Source organism: Streptomyces sp. NBC_01460 (assembly GCF_036227405.1).
Classification (GTDB): Bacteria; Actinomycetota; Actinomycetes; order Streptomycetales; family Streptomycetaceae; genus Streptomyces.
Genome location: NZ_CP109473.1, coordinates 4,545,614 through 4,571,837, shown reverse-complemented (window position 1 = coordinate 4,571,837; position 26,224 = coordinate 4,545,614). Strand labels below are relative to the sequence as shown.

The 26,224-nt window shown below is 71.3% G+C and carries 24 protein-coding genes; 13 read left to right on the top strand and 11 right to left on the bottom strand.

Annotation, left to right across the window (positions count from 1 at the left end):
- Nucleotides 1-22 precede the first annotated feature (22 nt).
- Complete coding sequence (locus tag OG488_RS20410; protein ID WP_329231195.1) at nucleotides 23-730, top strand: response regulator transcription factor; 708 nt, start codon at nucleotides 23-25, stop codon at nucleotides 728-730.
- On the opposite strand, the gene OG488_RS20405 is transcribed toward OG488_RS20410, so the two are convergent.
- Nucleotides 716-2,356, bottom strand: coding sequence for a sensor histidine kinase (locus OG488_RS20405; protein WP_329231194.1), 1,641 nt, complete (start codon nucleotides 2,354-2,356; stop codon nucleotides 716-718). The genes OG488_RS20410 and OG488_RS20405 overlap by 15 nt on opposite strands.
- A gap of 348 nt (nucleotides 2,357-2,704) precedes the next feature.
- Between OG488_RS20405 and OG488_RS20400 the strand changes: the two genes are divergently transcribed.
- A complete protein-coding gene (locus OG488_RS20400) occupies nucleotides 2,705-3,064 on the top strand; it encodes an SH3 domain-containing protein (protein WP_329231193.1) in 360 nt (119 codons plus the stop codon).
- Nucleotides 3,065-3,390: 326 nt separating this feature from the next.
- Here OG488_RS20400 and OG488_RS20395 read toward each other — a convergent pair whose 3' ends face one another.
- From OG488_RS20395 to OG488_RS20380, 4 genes are all read right to left on the bottom strand, one after another.
- A complete protein-coding gene (locus OG488_RS20395; RefSeq protein WP_329238843.1) occupies nucleotides 3,391-4,572 on the bottom strand; it encodes an ABC transporter permease in 1,182 nt (393 codons plus the stop codon).
- Nucleotides 4,573-4,667: 95 nt separating this feature from the next.
- Nucleotides 4,668-5,378: an ABC transporter ATP-binding protein gene (locus OG488_RS20390; protein WP_329231191.1), complete on the bottom strand. Its 711-nt coding sequence runs from the start codon at nucleotides 5,376-5,378 to the stop codon at nucleotides 4,668-4,670.
- A complete protein-coding gene (locus tag OG488_RS20385; protein ID WP_329231190.1) occupies nucleotides 5,375-6,646 on the bottom strand; it encodes a peptidoglycan-binding domain-containing protein in 1,272 nt (423 codons plus the stop codon). Before OG488_RS20385 ends, OG488_RS20390 begins: the two co-directional genes overlap by 4 nt.
- Before the next feature lie 2 nt (nucleotides 6,647-6,648).
- The gene (locus OG488_RS20380) at nucleotides 6,649-7,230 is read right to left on the bottom strand and encodes a hypothetical protein (protein WP_329231188.1); all 582 of its coding nucleotides are present in this window, start codon (nucleotides 7,228-7,230) and stop codon (nucleotides 6,649-6,651) included.
- Nucleotides 7,231-7,444: 214 nt separating this feature from the next.
- Between OG488_RS20380 and OG488_RS20375 the strand changes: the two genes are divergently transcribed.
- The 10 genes from OG488_RS20375 to pstB all read left to right on the top strand — a co-directional run bounded on the left by OG488_RS20375 (nucleotide 7,445) and on the right by pstB (nucleotide 18,118).
- A complete protein-coding gene (locus tag OG488_RS20375) occupies nucleotides 7,445-7,855 on the top strand; it encodes a GntR family transcriptional regulator (RefSeq protein WP_329231187.1) in 411 nt (136 codons plus the stop codon).
- A complete protein-coding gene (locus tag OG488_RS20370) occupies nucleotides 7,852-8,748 on the top strand; it encodes an ABC transporter ATP-binding protein (RefSeq protein ID WP_329231185.1) in 897 nt (298 codons plus the stop codon). The genes OG488_RS20375 and OG488_RS20370 overlap by 4 nt, the downstream gene beginning before the upstream one ends.
- On the top strand, nucleotides 8,745-9,731 hold the full coding sequence (locus OG488_RS20365) for a hypothetical protein (protein WP_329231184.1): 987 nt from the start codon (nucleotides 8,745-8,747) through the stop codon (nucleotides 9,729-9,731). The genes OG488_RS20370 and OG488_RS20365 overlap by 4 nt, the downstream gene beginning before the upstream one ends.
- A gap of 269 nt (nucleotides 9,732-10,000) precedes the next feature.
- Nucleotides 10,001-12,247 (top strand): RNA degradosome polyphosphate kinase, encoded by a 2,247-nt coding sequence (locus OG488_RS20360; protein ID WP_329231182.1) that lies wholly within the window; start codon nucleotides 10,001-10,003, stop codon nucleotides 12,245-12,247.
- Nucleotides 12,234-13,226: a CHAD domain-containing protein gene (locus tag OG488_RS20355; protein ID WP_329231180.1), complete on the top strand. Its 993-nt coding sequence runs from the start codon at nucleotides 12,234-12,236 to the stop codon at nucleotides 13,224-13,226. The genes OG488_RS20360 and OG488_RS20355 overlap by 14 nt, the downstream gene beginning before the upstream one ends.
- Entirely contained in the window at nucleotides 13,223-13,636 is a 414-nt protein-coding gene (locus tag OG488_RS20350) for an NUDIX hydrolase (RefSeq protein WP_329231179.1), read from the top strand. The genes OG488_RS20355 and OG488_RS20350 overlap by 4 nt, the downstream gene beginning before the upstream one ends.
- Before the next feature lie 324 nt (nucleotides 13,637-13,960).
- The gene (gene pstS, locus OG488_RS20345; protein WP_329231178.1) at nucleotides 13,961-15,094 is read left to right on the top strand and encodes a phosphate ABC transporter substrate-binding protein PstS; all 1,134 of its coding nucleotides are present in this window, start codon (nucleotides 13,961-13,963) and stop codon (nucleotides 15,092-15,094) included.
- Nucleotides 15,095-15,223: 129 nt separating this feature from the next.
- Entirely contained in the window at nucleotides 15,224-16,216 is a 993-nt protein-coding gene (pstC, locus tag OG488_RS20340; RefSeq protein ID WP_329231176.1) for a phosphate ABC transporter permease subunit PstC, read from the top strand.
- The gene (pstA, locus tag OG488_RS20335; RefSeq protein ID WP_329231175.1) at nucleotides 16,213-17,301 is read left to right on the top strand and encodes a phosphate ABC transporter permease PstA; all 1,089 of its coding nucleotides are present in this window, start codon (nucleotides 16,213-16,215) and stop codon (nucleotides 17,299-17,301) included. The genes pstC and pstA overlap by 4 nt, the downstream gene beginning before the upstream one ends.
- A 40-nt stretch (nucleotides 17,302-17,341) precedes the next feature.
- Entirely contained in the window at nucleotides 17,342-18,118 is a 777-nt protein-coding gene (gene pstB / locus OG488_RS20330; protein WP_329231173.1) for a phosphate ABC transporter ATP-binding protein PstB, read from the top strand.
- A 114-nt stretch (nucleotides 18,119-18,232) separates the two neighbouring features.
- On the opposite strand, the gene OG488_RS20325 is transcribed toward pstB, so the two are convergent.
- Entirely contained in the window at nucleotides 18,233-19,231 is a 999-nt protein-coding gene (locus OG488_RS20325; protein WP_329231171.1) for an inorganic phosphate transporter, read from the bottom strand.
- Nucleotides 19,232-19,236: 5 nt separating this feature from the next.
- Nucleotides 19,237-19,857 carry a DUF47 domain-containing protein gene (locus OG488_RS20320; protein ID WP_325751774.1) on the bottom strand — a complete coding sequence of 207 codons (621 nt, stop codon included), beginning with the start codon at nucleotides 19,855-19,857 and terminating at the stop codon, nucleotides 19,237-19,239.
- Nucleotides 19,858-20,077: 220 nt separating this feature from the next.
- Between OG488_RS20320 and OG488_RS20315 the strand changes: the two genes are divergently transcribed.
- Nucleotides 20,078-20,425, top strand: a complete 348-nt coding sequence (locus OG488_RS20315; RefSeq protein ID WP_329231167.1) for a metal-sensitive transcriptional regulator — start codon at nucleotides 20,078-20,080, stop codon at nucleotides 20,423-20,425.
- A gap of 22 nt (nucleotides 20,426-20,447) precedes the next feature.
- On the opposite strand, the gene OG488_RS20310 is transcribed toward OG488_RS20315, so the two are convergent.
- The 4 genes from OG488_RS20310 to OG488_RS20290 all read right to left on the bottom strand — a co-directional run bounded on the left by OG488_RS20310 (nucleotide 20,448) and on the right by OG488_RS20290 (nucleotide 26,057).
- Nucleotides 20,448-20,657, bottom strand: a complete 210-nt coding sequence (locus tag OG488_RS20310; RefSeq protein ID WP_329231165.1) for a hypothetical protein — start codon at nucleotides 20,655-20,657, stop codon at nucleotides 20,448-20,450.
- Nucleotides 20,658-20,757: 100 nt separating this feature from the next.
- Nucleotides 20,758-21,645 (bottom strand): hypothetical protein, encoded by an 888-nt coding sequence (locus OG488_RS20305; RefSeq protein ID WP_329231163.1) that lies wholly within the window; start codon nucleotides 21,643-21,645, stop codon nucleotides 20,758-20,760.
- A 332-nt stretch (nucleotides 21,646-21,977) separates the two neighbouring features.
- A complete protein-coding gene (locus tag OG488_RS20295; protein WP_329231160.1) occupies nucleotides 21,978-25,166 on the bottom strand; it encodes a tetratricopeptide repeat protein in 3,189 nt (1,062 codons plus the stop codon).
- 171 nt (nucleotides 25,167-25,337) lie between these two features.
- Nucleotides 25,338-26,057: a phosphatase PAP2 family protein gene (locus tag OG488_RS20290; protein ID WP_329231158.1), complete on the bottom strand. Its 720-nt coding sequence runs from the start codon at nucleotides 26,055-26,057 to the stop codon at nucleotides 25,338-25,340.
- Nucleotides 26,058-26,224 lie beyond the last annotated feature (167 nt).

Here is a 26,224-nt window from a genome sequence, read left to right as displayed (position 1 = left end):
AGGATCTCGTGGGGGGAAATCGTTGAGCGCGCGCATTCTGGTCGCCGAGGACGACGTGAAACAGTCTCGTCTCATTCGGATCTATCTGGAAAGAGAAGGAAACGCGGTGCAGGTCGTGGCCGACGGCCGCGCGGCGCTGGAACAGGCCCGTTCCTCGAAACCGGATCTGATCGTTCTGGATGTGATGCTGCCCTTGGTCGACGGGCTCGACGTGTGCCATATTCTGCGCGCCGAATCGGACGTTCCTATTCTTCTTCTCACGGCCCGCGCGACCGAGGAGGACATGCTCCTCGGCCTCGATGTCGGCGCCGACGACTACATCACCAAGCCGTACAGCCCCCGCGAGCTGACCGCACGGGTACGGGCGCTGCTCCGCCGGTCCGGGAAGGGCACCGGCCCGGTGGAACCCGTGGTGCTGCGGGTCGGCGAGGTGGAGCTGCACACCGAGCGCTTCGAGGTCCGGGTGGCGGACCGGCCGGTGGAGCTGACCGCGAAGGAGTTCTCCATCCTGGAGACCCTGGCCCGTGAACCGGGCCGGGTCTTCACCCGGGCGCAGATCATCGAGCGCGTCTTCGGCTTCGACCGGGACGTGCTGGAGCGGACCGTCGACGCGCACGTGATGAACATGCGGCGGAAGCTGGACACGGTCCCGGGCCGGGCCGGCCACCTGGAAACGGTGTACGGGCGGGGCTACCGCCTCGCGGACGCGCCCGACTCAGCCTCCTCCTGAGCCGCCGTCGCCCGCAGCCCTCGCAAGGGCGACCGTGAAGGTCGTTCCGGTCCCGACCGTGCTGCGCACATCGATCGTCCCCCCGTGGTCGGCGACGATCTGACGGGCGATGGACAGCCCCAGGCCGCTGCCACCGGTGGCCCGGTCCCGCGAGGCGTCGGCCCGCCAGAAGCGGTCGAAGAGGTGCGGCAGGTCCTCCGCCGAGATCCCCGTGCCGGTGTCCCGCACCTCCACGACGGCCCGTTCGCCGTCCGAGGCCAGGGCCAGGGTGACCGTGCCGTCCGGCGCGGTGGCCCGGAGGGCGTTGCCGACCAGGTTGCCGACGACCTGGCGCAGCCGGTCCGGGTCCGCGGTCACGTGGACCGGCCGCGGCGCCTCCAGCGCGAGCGTGATGCTCGCCGTCCGGGCCTGGGCACGGTGGGCCCGGTGGCTGGTCTCCAGCAGCTCGCGCAGGTCGACCTCGACGGGGTGGTACGTGAGCGCGCCGGCCTCCGCGAGGGCGAGGTCCCGCAGGTCGTCCACGATCCGCTGCTGCAGCAGTGCCTCCTCGTGGAGGGAGGCGAGCAGGTCGGGAGTGGGCTCGACGACCCCGTCCCGCAGGGCCTCCAGATAGCCGCGCAGGTTGGCCAGGGGGGTGCGCAGCTCGTGCGCGATGTCGCTGGTGAGGCGGCGCTGGTGCTCCTCGCTCGCCTGGATGGAATCGGCCATGCGGTTGAAGGCGCCGCCGAGCTGCGCGATCTCGTCCCGGCCCGAGGCCGGGACCCGCCGCCCGAGATCGCCCTCGCCCAGCCCCTTCGCCGCGAGCGTCATGGCACGGACGGGGCGCAGCACGGCCCTGCTCAGGAGCAGGCCGCCGAGGATGACGGCGAGGGCCACCCCCGCCGCGACGGCCACGGTGGGGGCGGGGGACAGGGTGGGCGGCGCGTCGTCCCGAACGCCGAGGCGGACCTCCAGGCGCGGCGGGGCGGCGGAACCGACCCGCGCGTCGAACACCCGCTGCAGACACGTGGTGAAGCGCGCCTCTGTCTCGCACGGCCGGATCGCTTCGAGATCCTGCGGAGTCGACGGATCGGCATCTCCGCTCGGGCTCTCGCACTGCGAGGACCCGCGCTCCGTGGTCACCCGGGGGACGCCGAAGCCGTCCGGCAGGGCCACCACCTCCGCCCCGGTACGCGTCAGGCAGGCGGCATAGGCCGTGGCCGCACGGTAGTTGGAGATCGCACCGGCGGCCTGCTTCATCGAGACACGCTTCACCTGCCCCTCGGGGAACCGCAGGTCCGGGCGCGGGTCGACCAGGACGGCGGGCTGACCGCTCAGCGCACGGGGGGCGCGGCCGGCGAGGGCGTCGGAGTCGGCGAGCAGGACATCGGACTCCGTGGCGACCCGGATGCGCTGGCCGGTCTCCTTCGCGAGCGCGGCCACCGTCGGCGCGATTCCGTCCCACGTACCGTGCTCGAAACCGTAGGCCCTGAGGTCTCCGGTGATACGGGAGACCTCCTGCCGGCCCGCCGTGACGGTCTCCTGGACCTGACGGTTCGCCTGGCGCAGGGTCAGCCACGCGGTGGCGGCCGTGGCGGTCATCGCGACCAGCATGAGCAGGCCGAGGACCCGGAGCCGGAAGCTCATCGCGTCCCCTCCCGCTCTGCCCTCGATGCGCGTGCGCTCACCCTGTCTCCTTCGGTCGAACGGCACGGACCACGGGCGCCCGGGCGGCATTTCCATGATCGCGGAATTGCGGGTACCGGTGAATACGGCCACGTATCCACCGGGAAATGGCGGATTTTCGTTCCCGAGATTTCCGGCCCACCATGAACCAGAACCAGTCATTCGCGGGCGGAATTATTTCTTCACATGTTCACGCGGACGATCGTTCTGGTGCCACCGCGTCCCTGCCGACGCAGAGGCCGCTGCTCTCACTCATGTGCCTTCGGGCATTCGTGTGCAGCGCCGAAGAAATGAACTGGGGGATTCAGAATGAAGAAGCTCAAGATAGCGGCGATCGTTCCCGCACTCGCGGCCGTCGCCGTGGCGGTCCCGCTGTCCCTCTCCACCCCGGCCGCCGCCCACGCCGCGTGCGGCAAGTCCGTCGCGGACGCGGACGGCGGCTCCTGGGGCAAGACGGCCAACGGGGCCAACGAGCGCAGCGGCTCCAGCACCGGCTGTGCCGTCAAGGGCGTCGCCTACAACACGCAGGCGCTGGACTACCACTGTTACACCCTCGGCAACGACGGCTACACCTGGACGTTCGTGCGGAACGACGCCACCGGTGTCACCGGCTGGATCCGGGACGACCTGCTGAGCGACGGCGGCAGCTTCGTGAGCTGCGGGATCTAGTACGCCGGAGGCCGAGGCGCGCCAAGTCGACGGGCGCACCTCGACCGACGTGACAGTGGCGCTCGGCGCGCCGAAGTGCGCGTGGACGTACGCGCGGAAGCAGGCGCCGGAGTACGCGCCGAAGTGACGAGGAACCAGGGGCGGCCACGGCCGGGGCCGCCCCTGGGCCGTACCGGAGCATGGGGTGACGGACTCCGCCCCCGCCCCCTGCCGCAATGGGTCTGCCATCCGCTTCCCTTCCCCTCCGGCCGTCCCGGCCGCCGGCTCGACGCCGCCTCCCCGTCCGGGGAGCAGCGCGCTCGGGAGCCCCTCCGCATGTCGGGTGCTCATGTGCCGGCCAGCGCCTCCGTCGGCGACAGCCTGCTCGCCCGGACCGCCGGATACAACCCGGCCACCATGCCGATGACCAGGGTCGAGCCGATGCCCGCCGCGCTCGCCCAGGCGGGGACGACCGTCGGCCAGTCGCGGCTGAGGGCGTACCCCGACGTGATCAGCGTCCCCAGTACCGTTCCGGCGAGACCGCCGATGAGCGACAGCAGCAGCGACTCCATCACGAACTGGGTGCGGATCTGCCCCCTGGTCGCGCCGAGCGCGCGGCGCAGCCCGATCTCCGGCCTCCGCTCCAGGACCGAGATGACCATGGTGTTGCCCACGCCGACCCCGCCGACCAGCAGGGCGACCCCACCGAGACCCAGGAGCAGGCCGGTCAGTGCCGACTCCGTGGCCTCGCGGGCCGCGAGTGCGTCGGAGGGCCGCGAGATCCGCACCTCACCCGGCTTCTCGGGATAGGCCGTGGCCGGGAGCACCCCCCGGACCGCCGCGACCTGGCTGTCCTCGGCCCGGACGTAGACCGTGGACGGATGGCCGTCGAAGCGGAGATAGGTGCGCGCCGCCGGCCAGCCGACCAGAGCCGCGCTGTCGAGCTCGGGCGCGAGTGGCACAGGATCGAGGACGCCGACGAGGGAGAACCAGCGGCCTCCGATCCAGACCCTGGTTCCCGGCGTGTACACGTCCAGCCGCTGGGCGGCCGTGGCTCCGAGTACGACCGCCGGGTACCGCTCCGTGGCGGAATCCAGCCAGCGGCCCCTGCGGACGTGACCGCCGACGGCGGGAAGGAGCTCGGCACCGGCGGCAAGGACGTTCAGGGAGCCGGTGCGGCCGATGGCGATGCGCTCGTTACGGTAGATGTGCGCGCTGGTCACCCCGGTCGCGGCGACCTGCCGCACCGGCGGGATCCGGCGGACCATCGCCACCGCTTCGTACGGCAGTTCGGCCTTCTCGCCCGCGAGGGACTCACCGGGGGCGACCCGCAGGAGGTTGGTACCGAGCGCGTCGAGCCGGCGGTCGACCTCGGCCTGTCCGGAGCCCGAGATGCCGACGACCGCGATCATCGCGGCGACCCCGATCGCGATGCCGAGGGCCGACAGGAAGACGCGTACGGGCCGCGTCCGCAGACCTGTGCCCCCGAGCCGTACGACATCGGCGGGTCCGAGCCGTGCGGGCCGCAGGCGCGACCGCCTGCGGGCACGGCCGGGCGAGGGCCCGGGATGCGGCCGGCGGACCGTGGGCTCCGTCCCCGCCGGGGAGTTCGTCGTGCTGTCCGTCACCGGGGTTCTCCGATCACCGTGCTCCGCGTGATGTCGCTGATCAGCCGCCCGTCGCGCATCTCGATACGGCGGGGGAGCTCGGCCGCGATCTCACGGTCATGGGTGATCACGACGACCGTGGTGCCGGCCGCGTGCAGTTCGCGGAGCAGGTTCAGCACGGCCGCTCCTGACGCGGAGTCGAGATTTCCGGTCGGTTCGTCCGCCAGGAGGACCGCCGGCTCCCCGATGACCGCGCGGGCGACCGCGACCCGCTGCCGCTCGCCGCCGGAGAGCTGGTTCGGCAGATGGTGCACACGGTGGCTGAGCCCGACCCGGGCCAGCGCGGCCGCGGCCCTGGCCCGACGGCGGCGCAGCGGGACCCCGGCGTACAGCAGGCCGTCCCCCACCGCGTCGAGCACCGGGACACCGACCGCCAGATGGAACTGCTGGAAGACGAAACCGATCCGGGTGGCCCGCAGCGCGGAGACCTCGCGGTCGGACAGCTTCGCCACGTCGTGGCCGTCGACCAGGACACGGCCCGAGGACGGCCGGTCCAGGCTGCCCATCAGATTCAGCACGCTGGACTTCCCGGAGCCCGACGGCCCGACCACGGCGATCAGCTCACCGTGCCCGATCCGCAGGCTCACGTCACTCACCGCGGCCACTCCCCCCGGGTACGTCTTGGAGACGGCGTCGAATTCCACGACGGCCGAGGACTCGCCGCTCACTCCGGAATCCTCACCTTCAGTCCCTCGCGGACAGCCGGCCCGCTCACTTCCACGTCGCCGTCCGCGAACAGCCCGGTCCGCACCGCGACGAACGCGCCGTCCGCCGTCTCCAGGCCATGGCCGCCCTCCGCGAGCGCGACCAGGGCGGCGACCGGGACGGTCAGCACGTCCTTCACCTCACGCCCCACGTACTCGACGGTGACAGGGCCGCTCTCCCACTTCCCCACGGCGCCTTGGTCCTTGATGGTGACGGTCACCGGCATGGTTGCCTCGCCCTCGCCCGATCCGCCCTCACCGCCGCCGCCCTCGGGCGCCGTCGCCTGGCGGCCCACCGACGCCACCTCGCCCTTCACCGGGGTCTCGTCGGGCAGCCGGATCGTGACGGCCGCACCCCGTACCGCCCAGGCGGCGTCCGCCGCGGAGGCGTCGACGACGACCTTGCGGGCCGTACCGGTGTACGTGAGAGCGTCCTCGCCGACGGCCGCGCCCAGGCGGACGCCCGGCCGGCCGATCCGTACCTTCCCGGCGGAGTAGATGACGTCCCCGACGCCGACCCTGCCGGTCCGGGGCAGCCCGAGCGACTTCTGCCAGCGTTCGACCGCCCCGGCGGTCCCCGTGGTGAACGTCTCGTCCACGGTGAAGCCGGTGTAGCCGAGTGCCGCGAGATTGGTCTCGAACTGCATCACGTCCATGCCCTTCACCGGCCCGGTGGCGTCGGTCCCGCCTCCCGCCCCTCCGGTGTCCGTGCCCTCCGGTGCCGTCGAGCCGGAGGGCACGGGGCCCTTGCCGTCGGACCGCGGCGCGCCCGACTCCCCGGACTCCCCTGACTCGGCCCCCGAGGCGGACGGGGCCACGGGCAGCCCGAGCTCCCGGTACATGGGCAGCGCCCCGTACAGGAGCACCGTAGGGCGGTCGTCGACGCGCAGAAGGGTCTCGCCGCGCTCCACCGACGCTCCCGACGCGGGCAGCCAGGTCACGGTGCCCGTCGCCTTGACCGGCAGGGGGATCTCGGCGCCGTACCCCAGCTCTCCGTCCACCGAGGTGCGTTCGGTCAGCGTCGCCCGGGTGACCGCGACGGTCGAGCCGGACCTGGGCGGTGCGTCCGCCCCTTCGTCCCCGCCACCTCCGAGCCCCAGAGCACCGACCACGGCGACGGCCGCCACGACGACCAGGGCGGAGACGATCAGCGCCGTGCGCCTCCCCCGTCCGCCGCGCGGCGCGCGGGCCACCCCGGGATCGTCATCGAGGTGCGTCACCGTCTCCGACATGATCAGCCCTTGCCCTTGCCCGGGTTCTCGGGGACTCCGACGATCGGTCCGCAGATACGGGCGGCACGCTTCCCGCCGGCCGAGGTCTGGTCCCACTCGCCCTGCCCGAGACCGTCGGGGCCGGGGTCGGGGAAGTCGGCGGCGCCGTTCTCCCGCATGCACTCGGCGTACTCGCGCTTGACCTTGATCTGCTCGGCGGAGAGCTTGGGCTGATTGCCCTTCTCCACGCTCTCGGGGACAGCGGCCTGGTACTCGGCGCACTTCTCCGTGGCGGTCCTGAACTTCTGGTCCTTCTTCATGGCGCGCGCCTGGTCGCCGCCGCCGAAGTCGATGTTCCCCTTGGCATCCGGGTCCGGCGCGTCGACGCCGTTCTCCCGCAGGCACTTCACGTACGCGCGCTGGGCGGTCACGTACGCCGCCACATCGTCCCCGCCGCTCTGGCCACCCGTCCCCGGGGCCGAGGCCGACGTGTCGCCGCCTCCGGCCGTCGGGACCTCGGCGCCCCCGTCGTCGCCGCCGCAGCCGGTCAGCGTGAAGGCCATGACGGAGGCCGCCGCAGCCAGCACCACCCAGTTCGTCCTCATCGTTCTCCCGCTCGCCCGTCGGGCCCTGCCGCGGAAGCGGTGGGCAGGCCGACCGTAGGACGGAGGTGATGAAGAACCCTTGAAGTTCCTGTCAGCCCGTCATGTGGTCGTGGGGGATCGAGGTCATCGCAACGACCGGGTGAACCAGCCCACTTGACGCGACCCTCCCCTTGCGCCACCCTTTCACTACTCAATTAGTGAAAGGGTGGTGAACATGGCAGAGTCCGCAGCGGTCGAATTCCGCATCGACCGGCGCAGCGGCGTCGCCACCTACCTCCAGATCGTGCAGCAGACCAAGCAGGCGCTCCGCCTCGGTGTGCTGGAGCCGGGCGACCGGCTGCCCACGGCCCGCGAGGTGGTCGAGGCCACGGCCATCAATCCCAACACCGTGCTCAAGGCCTACCGCGAACTGGAACGCGAAGGCCTCGTCGAGGCCCGCCGCGGCCTGGGCACCTTCGTCCGCCGCACCCTCGGCAGCGCGGCGGTCACCACCGACCCGCCGCTGCGCGCCGAGCTCACGGAGTGGACCCGCAGGGCCCGCGCCGCCGGACTGGACAAGGACGACGTGAGCGCGCTCTTCACCGATGTACTGGACAGCACGTTCGAGGGGGACCAGCACGCATGACAGACGCCGTGATCGAGGCGGACGGCCTCGGGATGACCTACGGGCGGAAGCGGGGGTGGGCGCTGCGCTCCTGCTCGTTCCGGCTGCCCGCCGGACGGATATGCGCCCTCGTCGGGCCCAACGGCGCGGGCAAGTCCACGCTGCTCGCCCTGACGGCCGGACTGCTCCGGCCCGCCGAGGGGTCGGTGCGGGTGCTCGGCACCACGCCGGCCGAGGCCCGCCCCCGCGTCGCGTACGTCGCGCAGGACAAGCCGCTGTACCCGCAGCTCACCGTGGCCGACACCCTGTGGGCGGGGGCGCAGCTCAACCCCGCCGGCTGGGACCGCGCGGCCGCCGACCGGATCGCCGGCCCGCTGCCGCAGGACGCGAAGGTACGCACCCTCTCGGGCGGCCAGCGCACCCGGCTCGCCCTGGCGCTCGCGCTCGGCAAGCGGCCCGAACTCATGCTGCTGGACGAGCCGATGGCGGATCTCGACCCGCTCGCCAGGCACCAGCTGATGGGCGTCCTCATGGCCGAGGCCGCCGAACACGGGACCACCATCGTGATGTCCTCGCACATCCTCACCGAGCTGGAGGGCGCCTGCGACTACCTCCTGCTCGTCGACGGTGGCCGGGTGAGGCTCGGCGGCGAGAGCGACGACATCGTCGCCGCGCACGCCGTACTCACCGGCCAGGTCCGCGACCTCGCCCCGCACACGGTCGTCGAATCCCGCACGACGGGACGTCAGATGACCGCGCTGGTACGGAAGGAGGGGCCGGTGGACCAGGCCGCCTGGGACGTCACGGACCCCTCGCTGGAGGAGCTGCTGCTGGCGCACCTGCGCTCACCGGAGGCCCCGCCTCTGCTGACGCCGAGCGCCTCGTACGCCCGCGAGGAGGTGGCGGCGGTATGAGCACGCTCACGCCCGTACGCCCCTCGCTGCGCGGTCCCGCACGGGTCGGGGTGCGGCAGCACCGGTGGACGCTGTGGATCGCAGGTGGGATCGCCCTGGCCGCGGTCATCGGCATGATCGCCCTGGCCCTGCGGTCGTCACACGTCGCCGAGGTGTTCGAGGCGACCGACTGCCGGGTGGACGGCGGCGCAGGCCGCGCATGCGATCAGACGACCCGCAACTACCTGGACAGCATGGTCACGTACCGTCGCATGTTCGACTACGTCGCCTCGGGCCTGACTGTCCTGCCCGTGCTCTTCAGTGCCTTCGTCGCCGGCCCGTTGATCGCCAGGGAGCTGGAGAGCGGCACCTTCAGAATGGCCTGGACCCAGTCGGTGTCGCCCACACGCTGGCTGGTTGCCAAGCTCGCGGTTCCCACCATGCTGCTGCTGGCTGTCACAGCCGTGGTGACAGCCGTGCTCGCCCGGGCCCGGTCCTACGGGGACACCCCCTACCCGGTCCACTGGCACGACGCCTATACCTTCAGTGGTTCGGGAGTCCTCCCCCTCGCCCACGTCATGTTCGGTACGGCCGTCGGAGCGCTCACGGCCCTGCTGATACGCCGCGTCATCCCCGCACTGACCGTTTCGGCGTTCGTCACCGGCGCGGCCGTCACGTTCTTCACCTACTGGCGCGCGGAGCTGTGGCCCTCTCGCACGGTCAGCGGCACAACCCTGAATGCCAAGGAAGGCATGTGGTGGGTGGAGACGGGCCACATCACCGGCGCAGGCGAACGGCTGCCGCAGGACGTGTGCGCGTCGGGCGCTTCCGCGACCGACTACGCCCGGTGCATGGCCGACCACGACGTCACCAGCCACTACCTCGACTACCACCCCGCCTCCCATTTCTGGCCCCTCCAGCTCGTCGAGACGGGCATCCTGCTCGTCCTCGCCGCCGTGGCCCTCGCGGTCGCCTTCCGCGTCCTGCGCCGCCTCCACGGCTGACCGATCGCCCCTGCCCGGGCCACAGGGGAGTCCGGGCAGGGGGTTCACCCACGGTGAGACAGGGACGTCACCGCAGTCACACCGCTTCCTGTACGTCATGTCATCGTTACCGGCCATTCAGACGGGCTTGCGACCCTCACGGGATGCAGCCAGCTCTGCCCGCCCCCCGCAACGGGAGTGGCCCCGGCCCGGGGACCGCTCCGGATTCTTCCGCGATCTTTCTCGGCTCCGACGCGCCTGAGGAGCCGAACGCGCGGAAGAATAGGTCCATGAGCCAGCAGCCCAGCTCCGAGGTCCCGGTCCAGCCCGCCCAGCCGTCGGTCGGCTCCCTCGCCGCCCACCGGCCGCACGCCGTCGCGGGCTCGGTGCCCGCAGGTCTGTCCACAGCCGCCGACCTGGATCCCGACCTGGACAACGACCCGGACGCGTACGAGCCCGAGTCGGACGGCGACGAACTGCCCCAGGGCCGGTTCCTCGACCGGGAGCGCAGCTGGCTCGCGTTCAACGAACGCGTTCTGGAACTGGCCGAGGACCCGGCCACCCCCCTACTCGAACGGGCTAATTTCCTCGCCATCTTCGCGTCGAACCTGGACGAGTTCTTCATGGTCCGGGTCGCCGGCCTCAAGCGCCGTATCGCGACCGGTGTCGCCACCCGGTCCGCCTCCGGGCTGCAGCCCCGCGAAGTCCTCGATCTGATCTGGACCCGCTCCCGCGAGCTCATGGCCCGGCACGCCGCCTGCTACCAGCAGGACGTCGCGCCCGCCCTGTCCGACGAGGGCATCCAGCTGGTCCGCTGGCCCGAGCTGACCGAGAAGGAACAGGCCCGCCTCTTCACCTTCTTCCGGCAGCGGGTCTTCCCCGTGCTGACCCCGCTGGCCGTCGACCCCGCGCACCCGTTCCCGTACATCTCCGGGCTGTCGCTGAACCTCGCGGTCGTCGTGCGCAACCCCGTCAGCGGCCACCGCCACTTCGCCCGCGTCAAGGTCCCGCCGCTGCTCACCCGCTTCCTGGAGGCGTCCCCGCAGCGTTACGTCCCCATAGAGGACATCATCGCGGCACACCTCGAAGAGCTCTTCCCCGGCATGGAGGTCCTCGCCCACCACATGTTCCGGGTCACCAGGAACGAGGACCTGGAGGTCGAGGAGGACGACGCCGAGAACCTCCTCCAGGCCCTGGAGAAGGAGCTCATGCGGCGCCGCTTCGGCCCGCCGGTCCGCCTGGAGGTCGAGGAGTCCATCGACCCGTACGTCCTGGACCTGCTGGTCCGCGAGCTGAAGATCTCCGAGACCGAGCTCTACCCGCTGCCGGGCCCGCTCGACCTCACCGGGCTCTTCGGCATCGCCTCGCTGGACCGGCCCGAGCTGAAGTACCCCAAGTTCATCGCCGGCACCCACCGTGACCTCGCCGAGGTCGAGTCCGCCTCCGCGCCCGACATATTCGCCGCCCTGCGCGAGCGCGACGTGCTGCTGCACCACCCGTACGACTCCTTCTCGACCTCCGTCCAGGCCTTCCTGGAGCAGGCGGCGGGCGACCCGGACGTCCTCGCCATCAAGCAGACCCTGTACCGGACGTCGGGCGACTCGCCGATAGTGGACGCCCTGATCGACGCGGCCGAATCCGGCAAGCAGGTCCTCGTCCTCGTCGAGATCAAGGCACGCTTCGACGAGCAGGCCAACATCAAGTGGGCCCGCAAGCTGGAGGAGTCCGGCTGCCACGTCGTCTACGGCCTCGTCGGCCTCAAGACGCACTGCAAGCTGTCGCTCGTGGTCCGCCAGGAGGGCGACACGCTGCGCCGCTACTCCCACGTCGGCACCGGCAACTACCACCCCAAGACGGCACGGCTCTACGAGGACCTCGGCCTGCTGACCGCCGACCCGCAGGTCGGCGCGGACCTCTCCGACCTCTTCAACCGGCTCTCCGGCTACTCCCGCCGCGAGACCTACCGCCGGCTGCTGGTCGCCCCGAAGTCCCTGCGCGACGGACTGATCGCCCGCATCAACAAGGAGATCACCCACCACCGCGCGGGCCGCCCCGCCTACGTCCGCATCAAGGTCAACTCGATGGTCGACGAAGCGGTCATCGACGCCTGCTACCGGGCCGGGCAGGCCGGTGTGCCCATCGACATCTGGGTGCGCGGCATCTGCGCGATCCGCCCCGGCGTCAGCGGCCTCTCCGAGAACGTCCGGGTCCGCTCGATACTGGGCCGCTTCCTCGAACACTCGCGGGTCTTCGCCTTCGGCAACGGCGGCGAGCCCGAAGTGTGGTTCGGCAGCGCCGACATGATGCACCGCAACCTCGACCGCCGGATCGAAGCACTGGTCCGCGTCACCGACCCCGCGCATCGCGCCGCCCTCAGCAGGCTCCTGGAAACAGGGATGTCCGACACCACCTCCTCCTGGCACCTGGGCCCCGACGGAAACTGGACCCGGCACTCCACGGACGCGGACGGGCAGCCGCTGAGGCACGTACAAGAGATGCTCATTGACGCCCGGAGGCGCCGGCGTGCGACGCCCTGACCACCAGACGACGACCCTCTCCGCGGAAGCGGTCCTCGCGCCCTACCTGCGCGAACAGGCCGCCTGCTTCCTGAGGGGCCTGCGGACGCACCGCGAGCACAGCGCCTCCGCGGACTCCGGCACGCAGACCGCCGACGAGGCCGCCCGCGCGCTCCGCCACGCGGCCCGCAGGATCAGCGGCACGCTGCACACCTTCCGGGGAGCGCTCGAACCCGCCTGGGCCGACCAGCTCCGCACCGAGCTGGCCTGGCTCTCCGGGACCCTGGCCCGCGAGCACGCCTACGCCACCCGGCTCGGGCGGCTGCTGGAGGCCCTGCACCAGCTCTCCGGCGCCTCGCTCCCGCAGGCACGCCCCGCCCCGGGAGAGGTCCGGACCGAGAGCGACAAGGAGCGGGCGGCACTCGGCGTCGGCGCGGCCCGGGCCGGGGCCCTCCTGGAGCGCCGGCTGACCCTCGCCCGGACCCGGGCCCACTCGGCGGCGCTCCAGGCACTGGGCTCCTCCCGCTTCCACGCCGTCGCCGACGCCGTCGCCCTGCTCGCCTCGGAGGTCCCCCTGTCCCCCGCGGCCGCGGAGCCCGCGGAAAGGGTCCTGCACGCCCCGGCGGAGCTGGCCGGGCAGCGGATGCTGGACGCGGTGGCCGCGCTCCCGCCCGACGAGGCGATGGAGCCGTACAACGAGGCCCACGACGCCCTCTGGCACCAGGCCCGCCTCCTGCTCCGGCTGCACCGGTACGCCCACGAGACGCTGCGGGGCGCCCCCGATCCGGCCCTGGCCGGGCCGCGGCACGCGCTGGACCTGCACCGCGACGCGGCGGAGGCCGCCGCGGCGGCGGCCTCGGCGGCCCGCACGCCGCGCATCGCCCCGGCGACGGCGTACGCCCTCGGGGTGCTCCACGCCGACCAGCGCCACGAGGTCGAGGCGGCGCGCGGCGTGTTCCGGGAGACCTGGCCGTACGCGGCGGCCGTGACCGCGCCATGAGCGACCTCGTGCTCGCGGCGGGCTGCGTGCTCTGGCGCCGCTCCCCGGACGGCGCCGGTCCGGAGATCTGCCTGGTCCACCGGCCCCGTTACGACGACTGGTCCTTTCCCAAAGGAAAGCTGAAGCGCGGGGAGACGGCGCTGGAGGCCGCCCTGCGCGAGGTCCTGGAGGAGACGGGCCACCGCTGTGTGCCGGGCGCCGCGCTGCCGACGGCCCTGTACATGGCCAACGGGCGGCCCAAAGAGGTCAGCTACTGGGCCGCGGAGGCGGCCGACGGCGCTTTTCAGCCCAACGACGAGGTCGACCGGCTGGCCTGGCTCTCCCCCGAGGAGGCCCGCGCCCGCCTGAGCCGCCCGGGCGACCGCGTCCAGCTGGACGCCTTCCTGCACGGGGCCCGGCCCGGCGTCTGAGGCCCCTGGCCGCACGGGCCCGGCCTGGCGTCCGAGGCCCCCGGCCGTACGGGACCGGCCCGCGATCCTCCATGCCCCGGCGATCCGAGGCCCCGGCGATCCGCCATGCCCCGCGATCCGAGGCACCGGCCCGGCCGCTCTACCAGCGGAACCAGCCCGCCCGGCACGGTTCACCTGCCGTTCACTCTCCCCCGTAGGGCGCTTCACCTGTTCTGCCTAATTTCGGACGTACCAGGTGCACGGCACGACGCCACGCACCACTCCTCATCGCACGCCGCCTCGACCCCACCAGCCGCGGCGGCTCCTGGAAGGAACACCCCGAAAGTGAAGCTTCAGCGCAAGAACCGGCTTCGTGCCACCGCGCTCGGTGCCCTCGCCGTCTCCGGCGCCCTGGTCCTCACGGCGTGCGGTTCGGACGACAACACCGGCACCGACGTGGAGGGCGGCAAGACGACGGCCGCCGCGTCGGACATCGCGTGCGACGGCGCCGAGGGCCAGCTGCGCGCTTCCGGGTCCAGTGCCCAGAAGAACGCGATGGACCTCTGGGTCAAGAACTACATGGCCGCCTGTTCCGGTGTGGAGATCAACTACAGCTCCTCCTCCTCCGGCGAGGGCATCGTCGCGTTCAACCAGGGCACCGTCGGCTTCGCCGGCTCGGACTCCGCCCTGAAGCCCGAAGAGGTCGCCGAGTCGAAGAAGATCTGCAAGACCGGCCAGGGCATCAACCTGCCCATGGTCGGCGGCCCGATCGCGATCGGCTTCCACCTGGAGGGCGTCGACAAGCTCACGCTGGACGCCCCCACGCTCGCCAAGATCTTCGACACCAAGATCAAGAAGTGGAACGACCCGGCGATCGCCAAGCTCAACGACGGCGTCAAGCTGCCGGACAAGGCGATCCAGCCCTTCCACCGCTCCGAGGACTCCGGCACCACGCAGAACCTCGGCAAGTACCTGAACGCCGCGGCCCCGGCCGACTGGAAGTACGAGGCCGAGAAAAAGTGGCCGGCCCCCGGTGGCCAGGCCGCGTCCCAGTCCTCCGGTGTCGCCACCCAGGTGAAGGCCGTCGACGGCGCCATCGGCTACTTCGAGCTCTCCTACGCCGCCTCGCAGGACATCACCACCGTCGACATCGCCACGGGCGGCGCCGCCCCGGTCGAGGCCACCTCGGAGAACGCCTCCAAGGCCATCGCCGCCGCCAAGGTCAAGGGCACCGGCAAGGACCTGGCGCTCGACCTCGACTACACCACCAAGGCCGAGGGCGCCTACCCGATCGTCCTGGTGACCTACGAGGTCGTCTGCGACACCGGCAACAAGGCCGAGACCCTCGGTTCGGTCAAGTCCTTCCTGACCTACACCTCCTCCGCCGAGGGCCAGAAGGTCCTCACCGAGGCCGGCTACGCCCCGATCCCCGAGGCGATCAACGCCAAGGTCCGCGAGACCGTCGCCGGTCTCAAGTAGCCCCACCGCACGACACGCACAGGCGGGCCGGTCCGGCGCACCCCTCCGGACCGGCCCCCACCCGCCCGACCCATCCGGTGCACCGCCGCCAGGGGAGCCAGCCGCTCCCCCACACAGACCGGAAAGACCATGGCTTCCACCACACCGCTCGACATCCCACCGGCTCCGCCGGCCACGCGCGGCCGCCCCAAGGCCACCGGGCGCGCCGGCGACAAGATCTTCCTGGGCCTCTCGCGCGGCTCGGGCATCCTGCTGCTCGTGCTCATGGCGTCGATCGCCGTGTTCCTCAGCTACCGCGCCGTGATCGCGATATCGAAGGACGAGGGCAACTTCCTCACCACCTTCGACTGGAACCCGGCGGGTGACCCGCCGGTCTTCGGCATCGCGGTCCTGCTCTTCGGCACCGTCGTCAGCTCGATCATCGCGATGGTCATCGCGGTTCCGATCGCTGTCGGCATCGCCCTCTTCATCTCGCACTACGCGCCGCGCAAGCTGGCCGCCCCGGTCGCCTACGTGGTCGACCTCCTCGCCGCGGTGCCCAGCATCGTCTACGGCATCTGGGGCGCCCTGGTCCTCGTCCCGTACCTCGAGGGCCTGAACCTCTGGCTCGACCAGTTCTTCGGATGGACCTACCTCTTCGAGAAGACCGAGATCGGCGTCGCCCGCTCGCTCTTCACCGTCGGCGTCCTGCTCGCGATCATGATCCTGCCGATCGTGACCAGCGTCAGCCGCGAGGTCTTCCTCCAGGTCCCGAAGATGAACGAGGAAGCGGCGCTCGCCCTCGGGGCCACCCGCTGGGAGGTCATCCGCCTCTCGGTCCTGCCCTTCGGCCGCTCCGGGATCATCTCGGCCTCGATGCTGGGCCTCGGCCGGGCGCTCGGCGAGACGATGGCCGTCGCCACGGTGCTGTCGCCGAGCTTCCTCATCTCGCTGCACGTGCTCAATCCGGGCGGCGGGACCTTCGCCCAGAACATCGCGGCGAAGTTCGGCGAGGCCGACGCGTTCGGGCGTGACGCCCTGATCGCCTCTGGCCTCGTCCTCTTCGTCCTCACCCTGCTGGTCAACGGCGCGGCCCGGCTCATCATCGCCCGCCGCAAGGAGTACTCGGGGGCCAACGCATGAGCCACGCCACCACCACAGACATCCAGGACAGGCGTCCGCGGACCTCGCCGGAACCCGGCGGGACCGGCCTCAGCAGCCGGAGCCTGCCCCGCTGGGCCCCGCTCGGCTTCGCCGTCGTGGCGGTCGCGCTCGGCGTCGGGATCTCCCTGGCGGCCGGCTGGCAGAGCCGCGTCCAGTGGGGCCTGATCTCCGCCCTGCTCTTCCTGGCCCTCTCGTACGTCGCCACGACCGTGGTCGAGAACCAGCGCCAGGCCAAGGACCGCCTCGCCACCAGCATCGTCTGGGTCTGCTTCCTGGCCGCCGTCGTCCCGCTCGCCTCGCTGCTCTGGACCACGGTCAGCCGCGGCTCCGAGCGCCTCGACGGCTACTTCCTCACGCACTCGATGGCCGGGGTCCTCGGCTCCGAGGACAGCGGCGGTGTCTACCACGCGCTGATCGGCACCCTGGAGCAGGTCGGGATCGCCACCGTGATCTCCGCCCCGCTCGGACTGCTGACCGCCGTCTACCTCGTCGAGTACGGCAAGGGCGCGCTCGCCAAGGCCGTCACCTTCTTCGTCGACGTCATGACGGGCATCCCGTCCATCGTGGCCGGTCTCTTCATCCTGTCGATCATGCTGATCGCGAGCATCGAACCGTCCGGCCTGATGGGCGCGCTCGCCCTGACCATCCTGATGCTCCCGGTCGTGGTCCGTTCCACCGAGGAGATGCTCAAGCTCGTCCCCAACGAGCTCCGCGAGGCCTCCCTCGCGCTCGGCATCCCGAAGTGGCGCACGATCCTGAAGGTGGTCCTGCCCACCGCGATCGGTGGCATCACCACCGGCGTCATGCTCGCCATCGCGCGCATCGCCGGCGAGACCGCACCGATCATCCTGCTGGTCTTCGGCAGCCAGCTGATCAACACGAACCCCTTCGAAGGCGCCCAGTCCTCGCTGCCCTTCTACATCTACGAGCAGTACAAGGTCGGCGAGGCCGCCTCCTACGACCGGGCCTGGGCCGCCGCCCTGGTGCTGATCGCCTTCGTCATGATCCTCAATCTCGTGGCCCGCGGCATCGCCCGCTGGAAGGCCCCGAAGACCGGTCGCTGACGCGGCCATCAGCGACCTCCCGAAAGAAGCAGTGATTCACATGGCCAAGCGCATCGACATCGGCGGCCTCACCGCCTACTACGGCTCCCACAGGGCCATCGAGGACATCTCGATGACCGTGGAACCCCGCTCCGTGACCGCCTTCATCGGCCCGTCCGGCTGCGGCAAGTCCACCTTCCTGCGCACCCTGAACCGCATGCACGAGGTCACCCCCGGCGGCCGCGTCGAGGGCAAGGTGCTGCTGGACGACGAGAACCTGTACGGCTCCGGCGTCGACCCCGTCACCGTGCGCCGCACCGTCGGCATGGTCTTCCAGCGCCCGAACCCCTTCCCGACCATGTCGATCTTCGACAACGTCGCGGCGGGCCTGCGGCTGAACGGCTCGTACCGCAAGAGCCAGCTGTCGGACATCGTCGAGAAGTCCCTCAGGGGCGCCAACCTCTGGAACGAGGTCAAGGACCGCCTGAACAAGCCGGGCTCCGGCCTCTCCGGCGGCCAGCAGCAGCGCCTCTGCATCGCCCGCGCGATCGCGGTCGAGCCGCAGGTGCTGCTCATGGACGAGCCCTGCTCGGCGCTCGACCCGATCTCGACCCTCGCCATCGAGGACCTGATCGGCGAGCTGAAGGAGCGCTTCACGATCGTCATCGTGACGCACAACATGCAGCAGGCGGCGCGCGTCTCGGACCGTACGGCCTTCTTCAACCTCGCGGCGGTGGGCAAGCCCGGCCGGCTGATCGAGATCGACGACACCGAGCGGATCTTCTCCAACCCGTCGGTGCAGGCGACCGAGGACTACATCTCGGGCCGCTTCGGATAACCACAGACGGCCTTGCGGTGCTGCATGGCGGTGCCACCACAAGGCGAAAGGGTCCGCCCCCGCTCTCCACAGCAGGAGAGCGGGGGCGGACCCATGTCGAGGGGGAGCGGACCGTCAGCCGAAGAGCAGCACGACGATGCCGTAGCTCAGCGCGGCCATCAGCGCCGCGGCCGGCATCGTGATGAACCAGCCCAGGATGATGTTCTTGGCGACGCCCCACCGCACGGCGTTCACCCGCTTCGTGGCGCCGACACCCATGATCGCCGAGGTGATCACGTGCGTCGTGGAGATCGGTGCGTGGAAGAGGAACGCCGAACCGAACATGATCGACGCGCCGGTCGTCTCGGCCGCGAAGCCCTGCGGCGGGTCCAGCTCGATGATCTTGCGGCCGAGCGTGCGCATGATGCGCCAGCCGCCCGCGTACGTGCCGAGGGAGAGCATCGCCGCACAGGCGATCTTCACCCACACCGGGATCTCGTCGTTCGGACCCTCGACGTCGGCGATGACCAGGGCCATGACCACGATGCCCATCGTCTTCTGGGCGTCCTGCAGACCGTGGCCGAGCGCCATGCCCGCCGCGGAGACCGTCTGCGCGATACGGAAGCCGCGCTTGGCCTTGTGAGGGTTGGACTTCCTGAATATCCACATGATCGCGACCATCACCAGATAGCCGACGACCAGGCCGATGACCGGCGACAGGAACATCGGGATGACGATCTTCTCGAGCACCCCGTCCCAGTGCACCATCGTCCCGCCGGCCAGCGCCGCGCCGACCATGCCGCCGAACAGGGCGTGCGAGGACGAGGACGGCAGGCCGTAGTACCAGGTGACCAGGTTCCAGATGATCGCGCCGACCAGCGCCGCGAAGAGGATGCCCATCCCCTTCTGGCCCTCGGGCGTGGCGATCAGGCCTTCGCTGACGGTCTTGGCGACCCCCTGGCCCAGGAAGGCGCCCGCGAGGTTCATCACAGCGGCCATCGCCAGAGCCGCACGCGGGGTCAGCGCCCGGGTGGAGACCGAGGTGGCGATGGCGTTCGCCGAGTCGTGGAAGCCGTTCGTATACGTGAAGCCGAGCGCGACACCGATGGTCACGATCAGCGCAAAGGTGTCCACGAGGTTCAGGACTCCTTGACCGCGATGGTCTCCACCGTGTTGGCGACGTGCTCGAACGCGTCAGCCGCCTCTTCCAGCACGTCCACGATCTGCTTCAGCTTCAGCACGTCCATGGCGTCGTACTTGCCGTTGAAGAGCTGGGCCAGCAGCTTGCGGTGGATCTGGTCGGCCTGGTTCTCCAGACGGTTGACCTCGATCCAGTACTCGGTGAGGTTGTCCATGGTCCGCAGACTCGGCATGGCCTCGGCGGTCAGTTCCGCCGCCCTGGCCAGGACCTCGATCTGCTGCTCGACACCCTTCGGGAGCTCCTCGATCTGGTACAGCACGACCAGGTCGACGGCCTCCTCCATGAAGTCCATGATGTCGTCGAGCGACGACGCGAGGTTGTAGATGTCCTCGCGGTCGAACGGCGTGATGAAGGAGGAGTTCAGCTGGTGGAAGATCGCGTGGGTGGCATCGTCCCCCGCGTGCTCCGCTGCCCGCATACGCTCCGCGATCTCGACTCGGGAGGCAGAATCCGCCCCGAGCAGTTCCATGAGGAGCTTCGAGCCCGTGACGATGTTGTCCGCGGAAGCGGAAAACATGTCGTAGAAGCTCGTCTCCCTGGGGGTCAGACGAAAGCGCACGTGGGGTCCTCGGGGTGCTTTGGATTCGGTCAGGCTGATGCTAGGCGCATCATCCGGCCACGGCTAACCGGCGTCATTCAGTGTCGCCCATCGGGCACAGTGATCAGCACGGCCCCCCGGTCACGTTTCGGCTGGATTCGTTACGATATACCCGCCAGGGGTATACAGACGGAACAGAACGGCACGCTCACCGCAGGCCACGAGGACAACGGAGGACCCCATGACCACCACCGAGGCCACCGACGCAGCCGGTCCGGACGCAGTCGTCACCGACCACGACCGCGGTATCCACGGGTATCACCACCAGAAGGACGAGCACCTCAAGCGCCTGCGCCGCATCGAGGGCCAGATCCGCGGTCTCCAGCGGATGGTCGACGAGGACGTCTACTGCATCGACATACTCACGCAGGTGTCGGCCTCCACCAAGGCCCTGCAGTCCTTCGCGCTCCAGCTGCTGGAGGAGCACCTGCGCCACTGTGTCGCGGATGCCGCGCTCAAGGGCGGTGAGGAGATCGACGCGAAGGTCGAGGAGGCCACCAAGGCGATCGCCCGCCTCCTGCGTACGTGACGGCGGCCGGGGAGGGGAGAGGTCATCCCCGGTGGCGGACCTGCCGGGGAATCGTCGGCGCCGGCTCGGCGCGGTCCACCCTGACGTTGAGCACCTCGTCGATCCGGTCGGGACTGAGCCGGTCCTCCAGCGCGTCGGCCGCCGCGATCATGAGCTCGCCGCACAGTTCGATCTCGGCGAGGGCCACACAGTCCTGAGCGTTCGGAGCGCTGAGCGTCACCACCTGCGTCACCTCTCTCTGCTGTCGCCGACCCGCTGGCGCACCGACTCCCTAGCGTAGGGAGCGCGGCACGCACCGCGCATGGCACGGAAGGACCATTTCGGCCCCCTCCCTACGGCGCTTCCGGGCCACTCCGGCCCTGCTGGACCCGGCCCGTGTAGATGTCCGCGTCGGGTGGCAGCTCCACCGCGACCGGCGCCCCGAAGCCGTACAGCAGCATCGTCGACACCACCGCCACCGGCGGGCCCTCGGTCGCGAAGGTGAAGCGGTGACGCACCTTCCGCAGCAGGCCCTCGTCGTCCAGATAGGCGTCGAAGGGCACGGAGTCCGTGCTGAACCCTTTCGCCGCGGCGGTCAGCGCCCCCCGCGAGGACGGCGAGGCCTCCCGCGCCGCCCGGCCCAGGTCCGCCGTCCCCCGGTAGTGCCGGACCGGCACCCCGGCCAGTTCCGTCCGTCCGACGTACGTCACCCTGCCCGCGCCCCGCAGGAGCTCGGCGGCGGCCGTCGGGTCCGTCACACCGCCGGTGACGAGATTGCCGTCCTCCAGGGTCGTCGTGTCGATCCGCACCCACTTGTCGTCCGGCACCCCGGCCCCGCGGTTCTTCATGTACAGCGCCCCGGGGGCCAGCAGCTCCGTGATCGGCCGGTGGTCCTCGGCGCCGGCGGCGTCCTTCGGGAGGAGGACCTTGATCCGGCCCAGCTGCCTGCGGAAGTCGTACGCCCCCTGGCCCCTGATCGTCACCCGGGTCCCGCCCGCCGCGGTCTCCATCGACGTACGCGTCTCGGCGCTGCCGGCGGCGGTCAGCGCCTCGGCCGCCCGCCGGACCACGGAGGCCGGGGAGGCTGCCGGGCCGGCCCGGGAGACCGCGCGCTCGCCCGTCCCGTCGGCACCGGCGCCGCCCGGCCCGGAGCATCCGCTGCCCACCGTCATCACGCCGGCGACGGCCAGGGCACACACAGCCAGTGCCCCGCCTCCGGACCTCTGCTGTCGCACCACCATCGCCTGCCAACCCCCAACGACGTACACCTGGCCGAGCTCCCGCCCGTCCCGCCTAACGACGGCCGGGGCGCCCCGTCACGCCACGGCCCCCCTCACGACAGCCGATCGGCCCACTCGCCGACCGCCGTACGGCGCCCCCGGTACCGTGGACGCGTGCATCAGGACCCCTCGGACTCCCCCGTCCGGAGCCCCTCTCCGGGACACACCACCACGACCGTCGAACGAGGCTCTTTCTGCCTGGCACGCTGCAGCTGCGGCTGGTCGGGCGCCGCCAGACGCTCCCGCGACCGGGCCCGCACCGACGCGCGGGAACACCTCGGGGAGCCGGAGGCCTAGAGCGCCTCCCGCAGGCGCCGCACCACCGTCCCGATGACCTGCCCGGCCTCCGGGAAGACCTCACGGAGGAACGCGAGGTCGTCGAGCGTGTCCCTCAGCTGCCGCTGATCCGGCCCGAGAGCGACCAGCGCGCCGCACCGGGCGGCTGCCCGGTCTCCTTCGAGCAGGGCGCAGTGCAGCACGAGCAGGCCCTGGTGCGCGTCCACGTCCTCACCGCCGTCCGTCGTGCGGGCGGCGGTGAAGATCCGCAGGGCGCGCGCGAAGTACGCCTGCGCGTCCTGGGGGTCACCGGCCGCACGCAGCACGATGCCGTGCAGCATCTGGTTCCAGCCGTCCCCCGGATCGATCCCGTCGGCCCTCGCGCAGTCGGCGAGCGCCTCCTCGTACCTGCCCATGCGCAGGAAGGTCCGGGTACGGCCGTTGAGCGCCCAGTCGGAGGCCGGATCGATCTCGACGGCCCGGGTGAAGTCGGCGAGCGCCTCCTCGTACCGCCCGAGCCTCTCGTACAGCTCGCCACGGTGGGTGGCCGCCACGTCGTACCCGGGCCTGAGACCGAGGGCCCGCGTGTAGTCGGCCAGGGCCTCCTCGTACCGGCCGAGCGCCACCTGCACCTGCGCACGGCCGTCCAAGGGCCACCACGCGGACTCCGGCCGGGTCTCGGCGGCCCGCGTGTAGTCGGCGAGGGCCTCCTCGTACCGTCCCATGGCCTGCTCGACGCGTGCACGGCGCGCGAGCGCCCACGCGTACCGCGGATCGATCTCGACCGCCCGGTCGTAGTCGGCGAGCGCCTCCTCCCGCCGATCCAGGGCCTCGTACACCTGCGCCCGGCTGCCGTACGCCCACGCGTACTGCGGATCGATCTCGACGGCCCGGCTGTAACCGGCGAGCGCCTCCTCGTGCCGGCCCATCCGCTCATGGAGCTCCGCCCGGCTCCCGACGGCCCACTCGTAGAGCGGATCGATGCCGATGGCCCGGTCGTAGTCGGCGAGCGCCTCCTCCCGCCGATCCAGGGCCTCGTACGCCCGCGCCCGGCTGCCGTACGCCCACGCGTACTGCGGATCGATCTCGACGGCCCGGCTGTAACCGGCGAGCGCCTCCTCGTAGCGGCCCATCCGCTCATGGAGCTGGGCCCGGCTCCCGATGGCCCACTCGTAGAGCGGATCGATGCCGATGGCCCGGTCGTAGTCGGCCAAGGCCTCCTCGTACCGCTCCAGAGCCTCGTACACCCGCGCCCGGCTGCCGTACGCCCACGCGTACCGCCGGTCGATCTCGATGGCACGGGCGAAATCCGCGAAGGCCTCTTCGTGGCGCCCCAGGTTCCGGTAGGCGTCGCCCCGGCTGCCGTACGCCAGGACGTACCCCGGGTCGATCTCCACCGCGCGGGTGCACTCGGCGACCGCTTCCTCGTAACGGCCCATCACGCGGTACGTCTCCCCCAGCCCGGCACGGGGGCGCGCCATGTCCGGCGCGAGGGCGACAGCAGCCTCGCAGTCCGCCAGCGCGCTCTCGTTGTCGCCCACGTGCCGGTGCTCCTCGGCCCGGACGGTGTACGCCACAGCCCTCCCCCGGGCGTCGAGTTCGGATGCGTCCAGCAGGAGGGTCAGCACGACCGCCCCCGGCTGCTCCTGTTCCGCCGCGGCCTCCAGGCGGTCACCCCACGAGATGAGGGCCGCGGCATCGGTGTCGCGGCCCGCACCGCCGAGGATCTGCGCCCAGCGGCGCAACGTGGCGATGTCGACACCGACGGCGGAGGCACTCTGGAAGAGCGCGTCGGGAAGGGCCGTTCGCGGATGCGCGCACAGCCGGTGATACGTCTCGTTCAGCCGGTGCTCCCGCCAGGCGGCCTCCTTCCAGAGGTCTTCGGGGTCGGCACCCAGGTCCGCCTCCACCGCGCGCCGCCGCCGCGCGAACAGCTCGGCCAGCCGCGTGTGCGCCTCCTGCCAGCGGACCGGTGACCGGGTCCGCCGGAGGCGCAGCATCGCGGCGCGTACGACGTCGTGGTAGCGGCAGCGGCCCGCCTGGGGAGAGACGAAGGCCAGACCGCGCAGCCACGCGTAGCCCTCGGCTGCCGCCTCCGGGACGACCGCCCGGTAGATGTCCTCGTCGAGCTGCAGCGGGAGTGCACAGGCCATGGCGGCCTCGCGCCGCTCAGGGGCCTGCTCCCACTTGAGGAAGCGCTCGACCGCGGTCTCGGAGGGATCGCCCATGGCCGCGCCCGCGCCCGGATCGCTCCGGGCCAGCATGTCGACGAGCAGCGGCAGCCGGCCCGAAAGGCGGAGCACCAGCTCGATGCCGGGTTCGTCGGTGACGCCGTGGGTGGAGAGGAGGGTGCGGGCCTCCTCCTCGGAGAAGACCTCCAGGCACACCTCGGTGACCTGGCCCAGCCGGTCGCCCCAGACCCGGGTGTCCAGACGCAGCTGCCCGGCCAGCACGATCTGCACGTTGACGGGCAGGCTGCCGTACTCCTCCCCGAAGACGATGGTCCGCAGCCAGTGGTCGAGGACCGGCCCGGTCCTCTCGTAGACGTCGAAGAACAGCACCACCCGCTCGCACCGCTCAGCGACGTCGGCCAGGTCGTCGAGGAAGACAGGGGCGAGACCCACGAGCGGGTTCATCACCAGCTGCACGTCGTCGTGGCTGCGCAGACGCGTGTTGAGCATCGCCCGCACCCGGTCCGCGCCCCGCGCCACCTGCTGCGGGTCGACGGCCCCGGTGAACAGCCCCGCCCCGGGGACCAGCGCTCCCAGCCCGGCCAGGCCCACCTGGGCCGCGACCGTGCTGGACGGCGACGCCACGGCCGCCACCGCTCCCGGCTCACCGCCCTCGGGCTGCGGGGCGGAGGCCGCGCTGTCGGCCTGGTGCCTGCGCTGACGGTAGGTGGACAGCTGCTTGTCGAACTTCCTGAGCGGATGCCCCTGCCGGCCGAGCCGGACGCTGACCGCCTCCATCGCCTCGATCGCGTCGTGCACGTCGTCGTCCACGTACGCGGTGACGACGGAGGCCTGCTCGCGGGCGGTGGCCTCCCACTGCCGCACGAGGGTCGACTTGCCCACGCCCCCGTTGCCGCGCACATGGAAGAGGAACGGGAAGTCCGCCTCCTCGGGATCCCTGGCGAAGGTCTCCCGGAAGACCGCCAGCTCGTTGCGGCGCCCCACGAACCCCGTACGCGCGCGCCGCTGGTTCACTTCCTGCCGTGACGGCCGCCGACCGGCCACATGCACCACCCCCGCGGTCCCCGCACATGATGCCCCGTCACCGGAGAGCCGACGACGGAACGATCGAAACCAGCCAATCCTCGAAACATGCGTGAGGGGAGCCCCGCCGGGGCTCCCCTCACGTCGTACGACCGCTGTGTCTCAGGCGGCGAGGTCCTTCTCTTCGGGCGCGCCGGAACCGCGGCTCGGCTCAGGGATCCCACGCGAGGTGCCCCGTCCGTCGGCGGCCACCGCACCGCCCGAGCGGACGAGCCTGCCGACCACCCCGGCGCGGGCCACGGCCCCCACCAGAGGCGTCAGCATCATCATCGCGAGCGGGGCGAGCAGCAGGGCGACGGCGGTGCCGAGGGCGAAGCCGCCGATCACGTCGGTCGGGTAGTGCACGCCCATGTAGACGCGGCAGAAGCCCTCGAGGAGCGCCAGCGCGATGGCCACCAGGCCGAACTTCCGGTTGGCCACGAAGAGGCCCACCGCGATGGCCATCGCCATCGTCGCGTGGTCGCTCACGAAGGAGAAGTCCGTCTTGCCCTCCACCAGGACCTCGAGCCCCTTGTGGTCGAAGAACGGACGCGGCCTCTCCACGAAGCCCCGGATCGGGATGTTGATGAGCAGGGCGATGCCGGCGGCGAGCGGCGCCCACACGAGCCCGGCGACCGCCGTCACCGAGTCCTCGGTCGTCCCGCGTCGGCGCACGCTCCACCAGCACCACAGGACCGCCAGGACCATGGCGAACATGATCCCGAATTCACCGACGAACTCCATGACCCGGTCGAACCAGGTCGGAGCGGCCTTCGCCAGCCCATTGATGTCGTAGAGCAGGCTGACATCGGGGTTCGACCCATCGAGTGCGAGTCCAGCCATCTGCCGCGGCCCCTTGCCTTGTCTGCTGCCGCGACGCACAACGGCGTGCGTCGCCTTGGTCTGACCCCCGTGGTCGGTGCGGATTCAGTGCCGCGTCACGCCATGATGCCGTCACGCCCGACTGCTCCGGGCAGTCACGCATGGTCATGTGCGCATGCTGTCCCAGT

What these genes read in the sequence shown, in the direction of transcription:
- OG488_RS20405 (WP_329231194.1), bottom strand. Translation starts at nt 2,356, where the DNA reads ATGAGCTTCCGGCTCCGGGTCCTCGGCCTGCTCATGCTGGTCGCGATG.
- OG488_RS20400 (WP_329231193.1), top strand. Translation starts at nt 2,705, where the DNA reads ATGAAGAAGCTCAAGATAGCGGCGATCGTTCCCGCACTCGCGGCCGTC.
- OG488_RS20385 (WP_329231190.1), bottom strand. Translation starts at nt 6,646, where the DNA reads ATGTCGGAGACGGTGACGCACCTCGATGACGATCCCGGGGTGGCCCGC.
- OG488_RS20380 (WP_329231188.1), bottom strand. Translation starts at nt 7,230, where the DNA reads ATGAGGACGAACTGGGTGGTGCTGGCTGCGGCGGCCTCCGTCATGGCC.
- OG488_RS20375 (WP_329231187.1), top strand. Translation starts at nt 7,445, where the DNA reads ATGGCAGAGTCCGCAGCGGTCGAATTCCGCATCGACCGGCGCAGCGGC.
- OG488_RS20370 (WP_329231185.1), top strand. Translation starts at nt 7,852, where the DNA reads ATGACAGACGCCGTGATCGAGGCGGACGGCCTCGGGATGACCTACGGG.
- OG488_RS20365 (WP_329231184.1), top strand. Translation starts at nt 8,745, where the DNA reads ATGAGCACGCTCACGCCCGTACGCCCCTCGCTGCGCGGTCCCGCACGG.
- OG488_RS20360 (WP_329231182.1), top strand. Translation starts at nt 10,001, where the DNA reads ATGAGCCAGCAGCCCAGCTCCGAGGTCCCGGTCCAGCCCGCCCAGCCG.
- OG488_RS20350 (WP_329231179.1), top strand. Translation starts at nt 13,223, where the DNA reads ATGAGCGACCTCGTGCTCGCGGCGGGCTGCGTGCTCTGGCGCCGCTCC.
- pstC (WP_329231176.1), top strand. Translation starts at nt 15,224, where the DNA reads ATGGCTTCCACCACACCGCTCGACATCCCACCGGCTCCGCCGGCCACG.
- pstA (WP_329231175.1), top strand. Translation starts at nt 16,213, where the DNA reads ATGAGCCACGCCACCACCACAGACATCCAGGACAGGCGTCCGCGGACC.
- pstB (WP_329231173.1), top strand. Translation starts at nt 17,342, where the DNA reads ATGGCCAAGCGCATCGACATCGGCGGCCTCACCGCCTACTACGGCTCC.
- OG488_RS20315 (WP_329231167.1), top strand. Translation starts at nt 20,078, where the DNA reads ATGACCACCACCGAGGCCACCGACGCAGCCGGTCCGGACGCAGTCGTC.
- OG488_RS20305 (WP_329231163.1), bottom strand. Translation starts at nt 21,645, where the DNA reads ATGGTGGTGCGACAGCAGAGGTCCGGAGGCGGGGCACTGGCTGTGTGT.
- OG488_RS20290 (WP_329231158.1), bottom strand. Translation starts at nt 26,057, where the DNA reads ATGGCTGGACTCGCACTCGATGGGTCGAACCCCGATGTCAGCCTGCTC.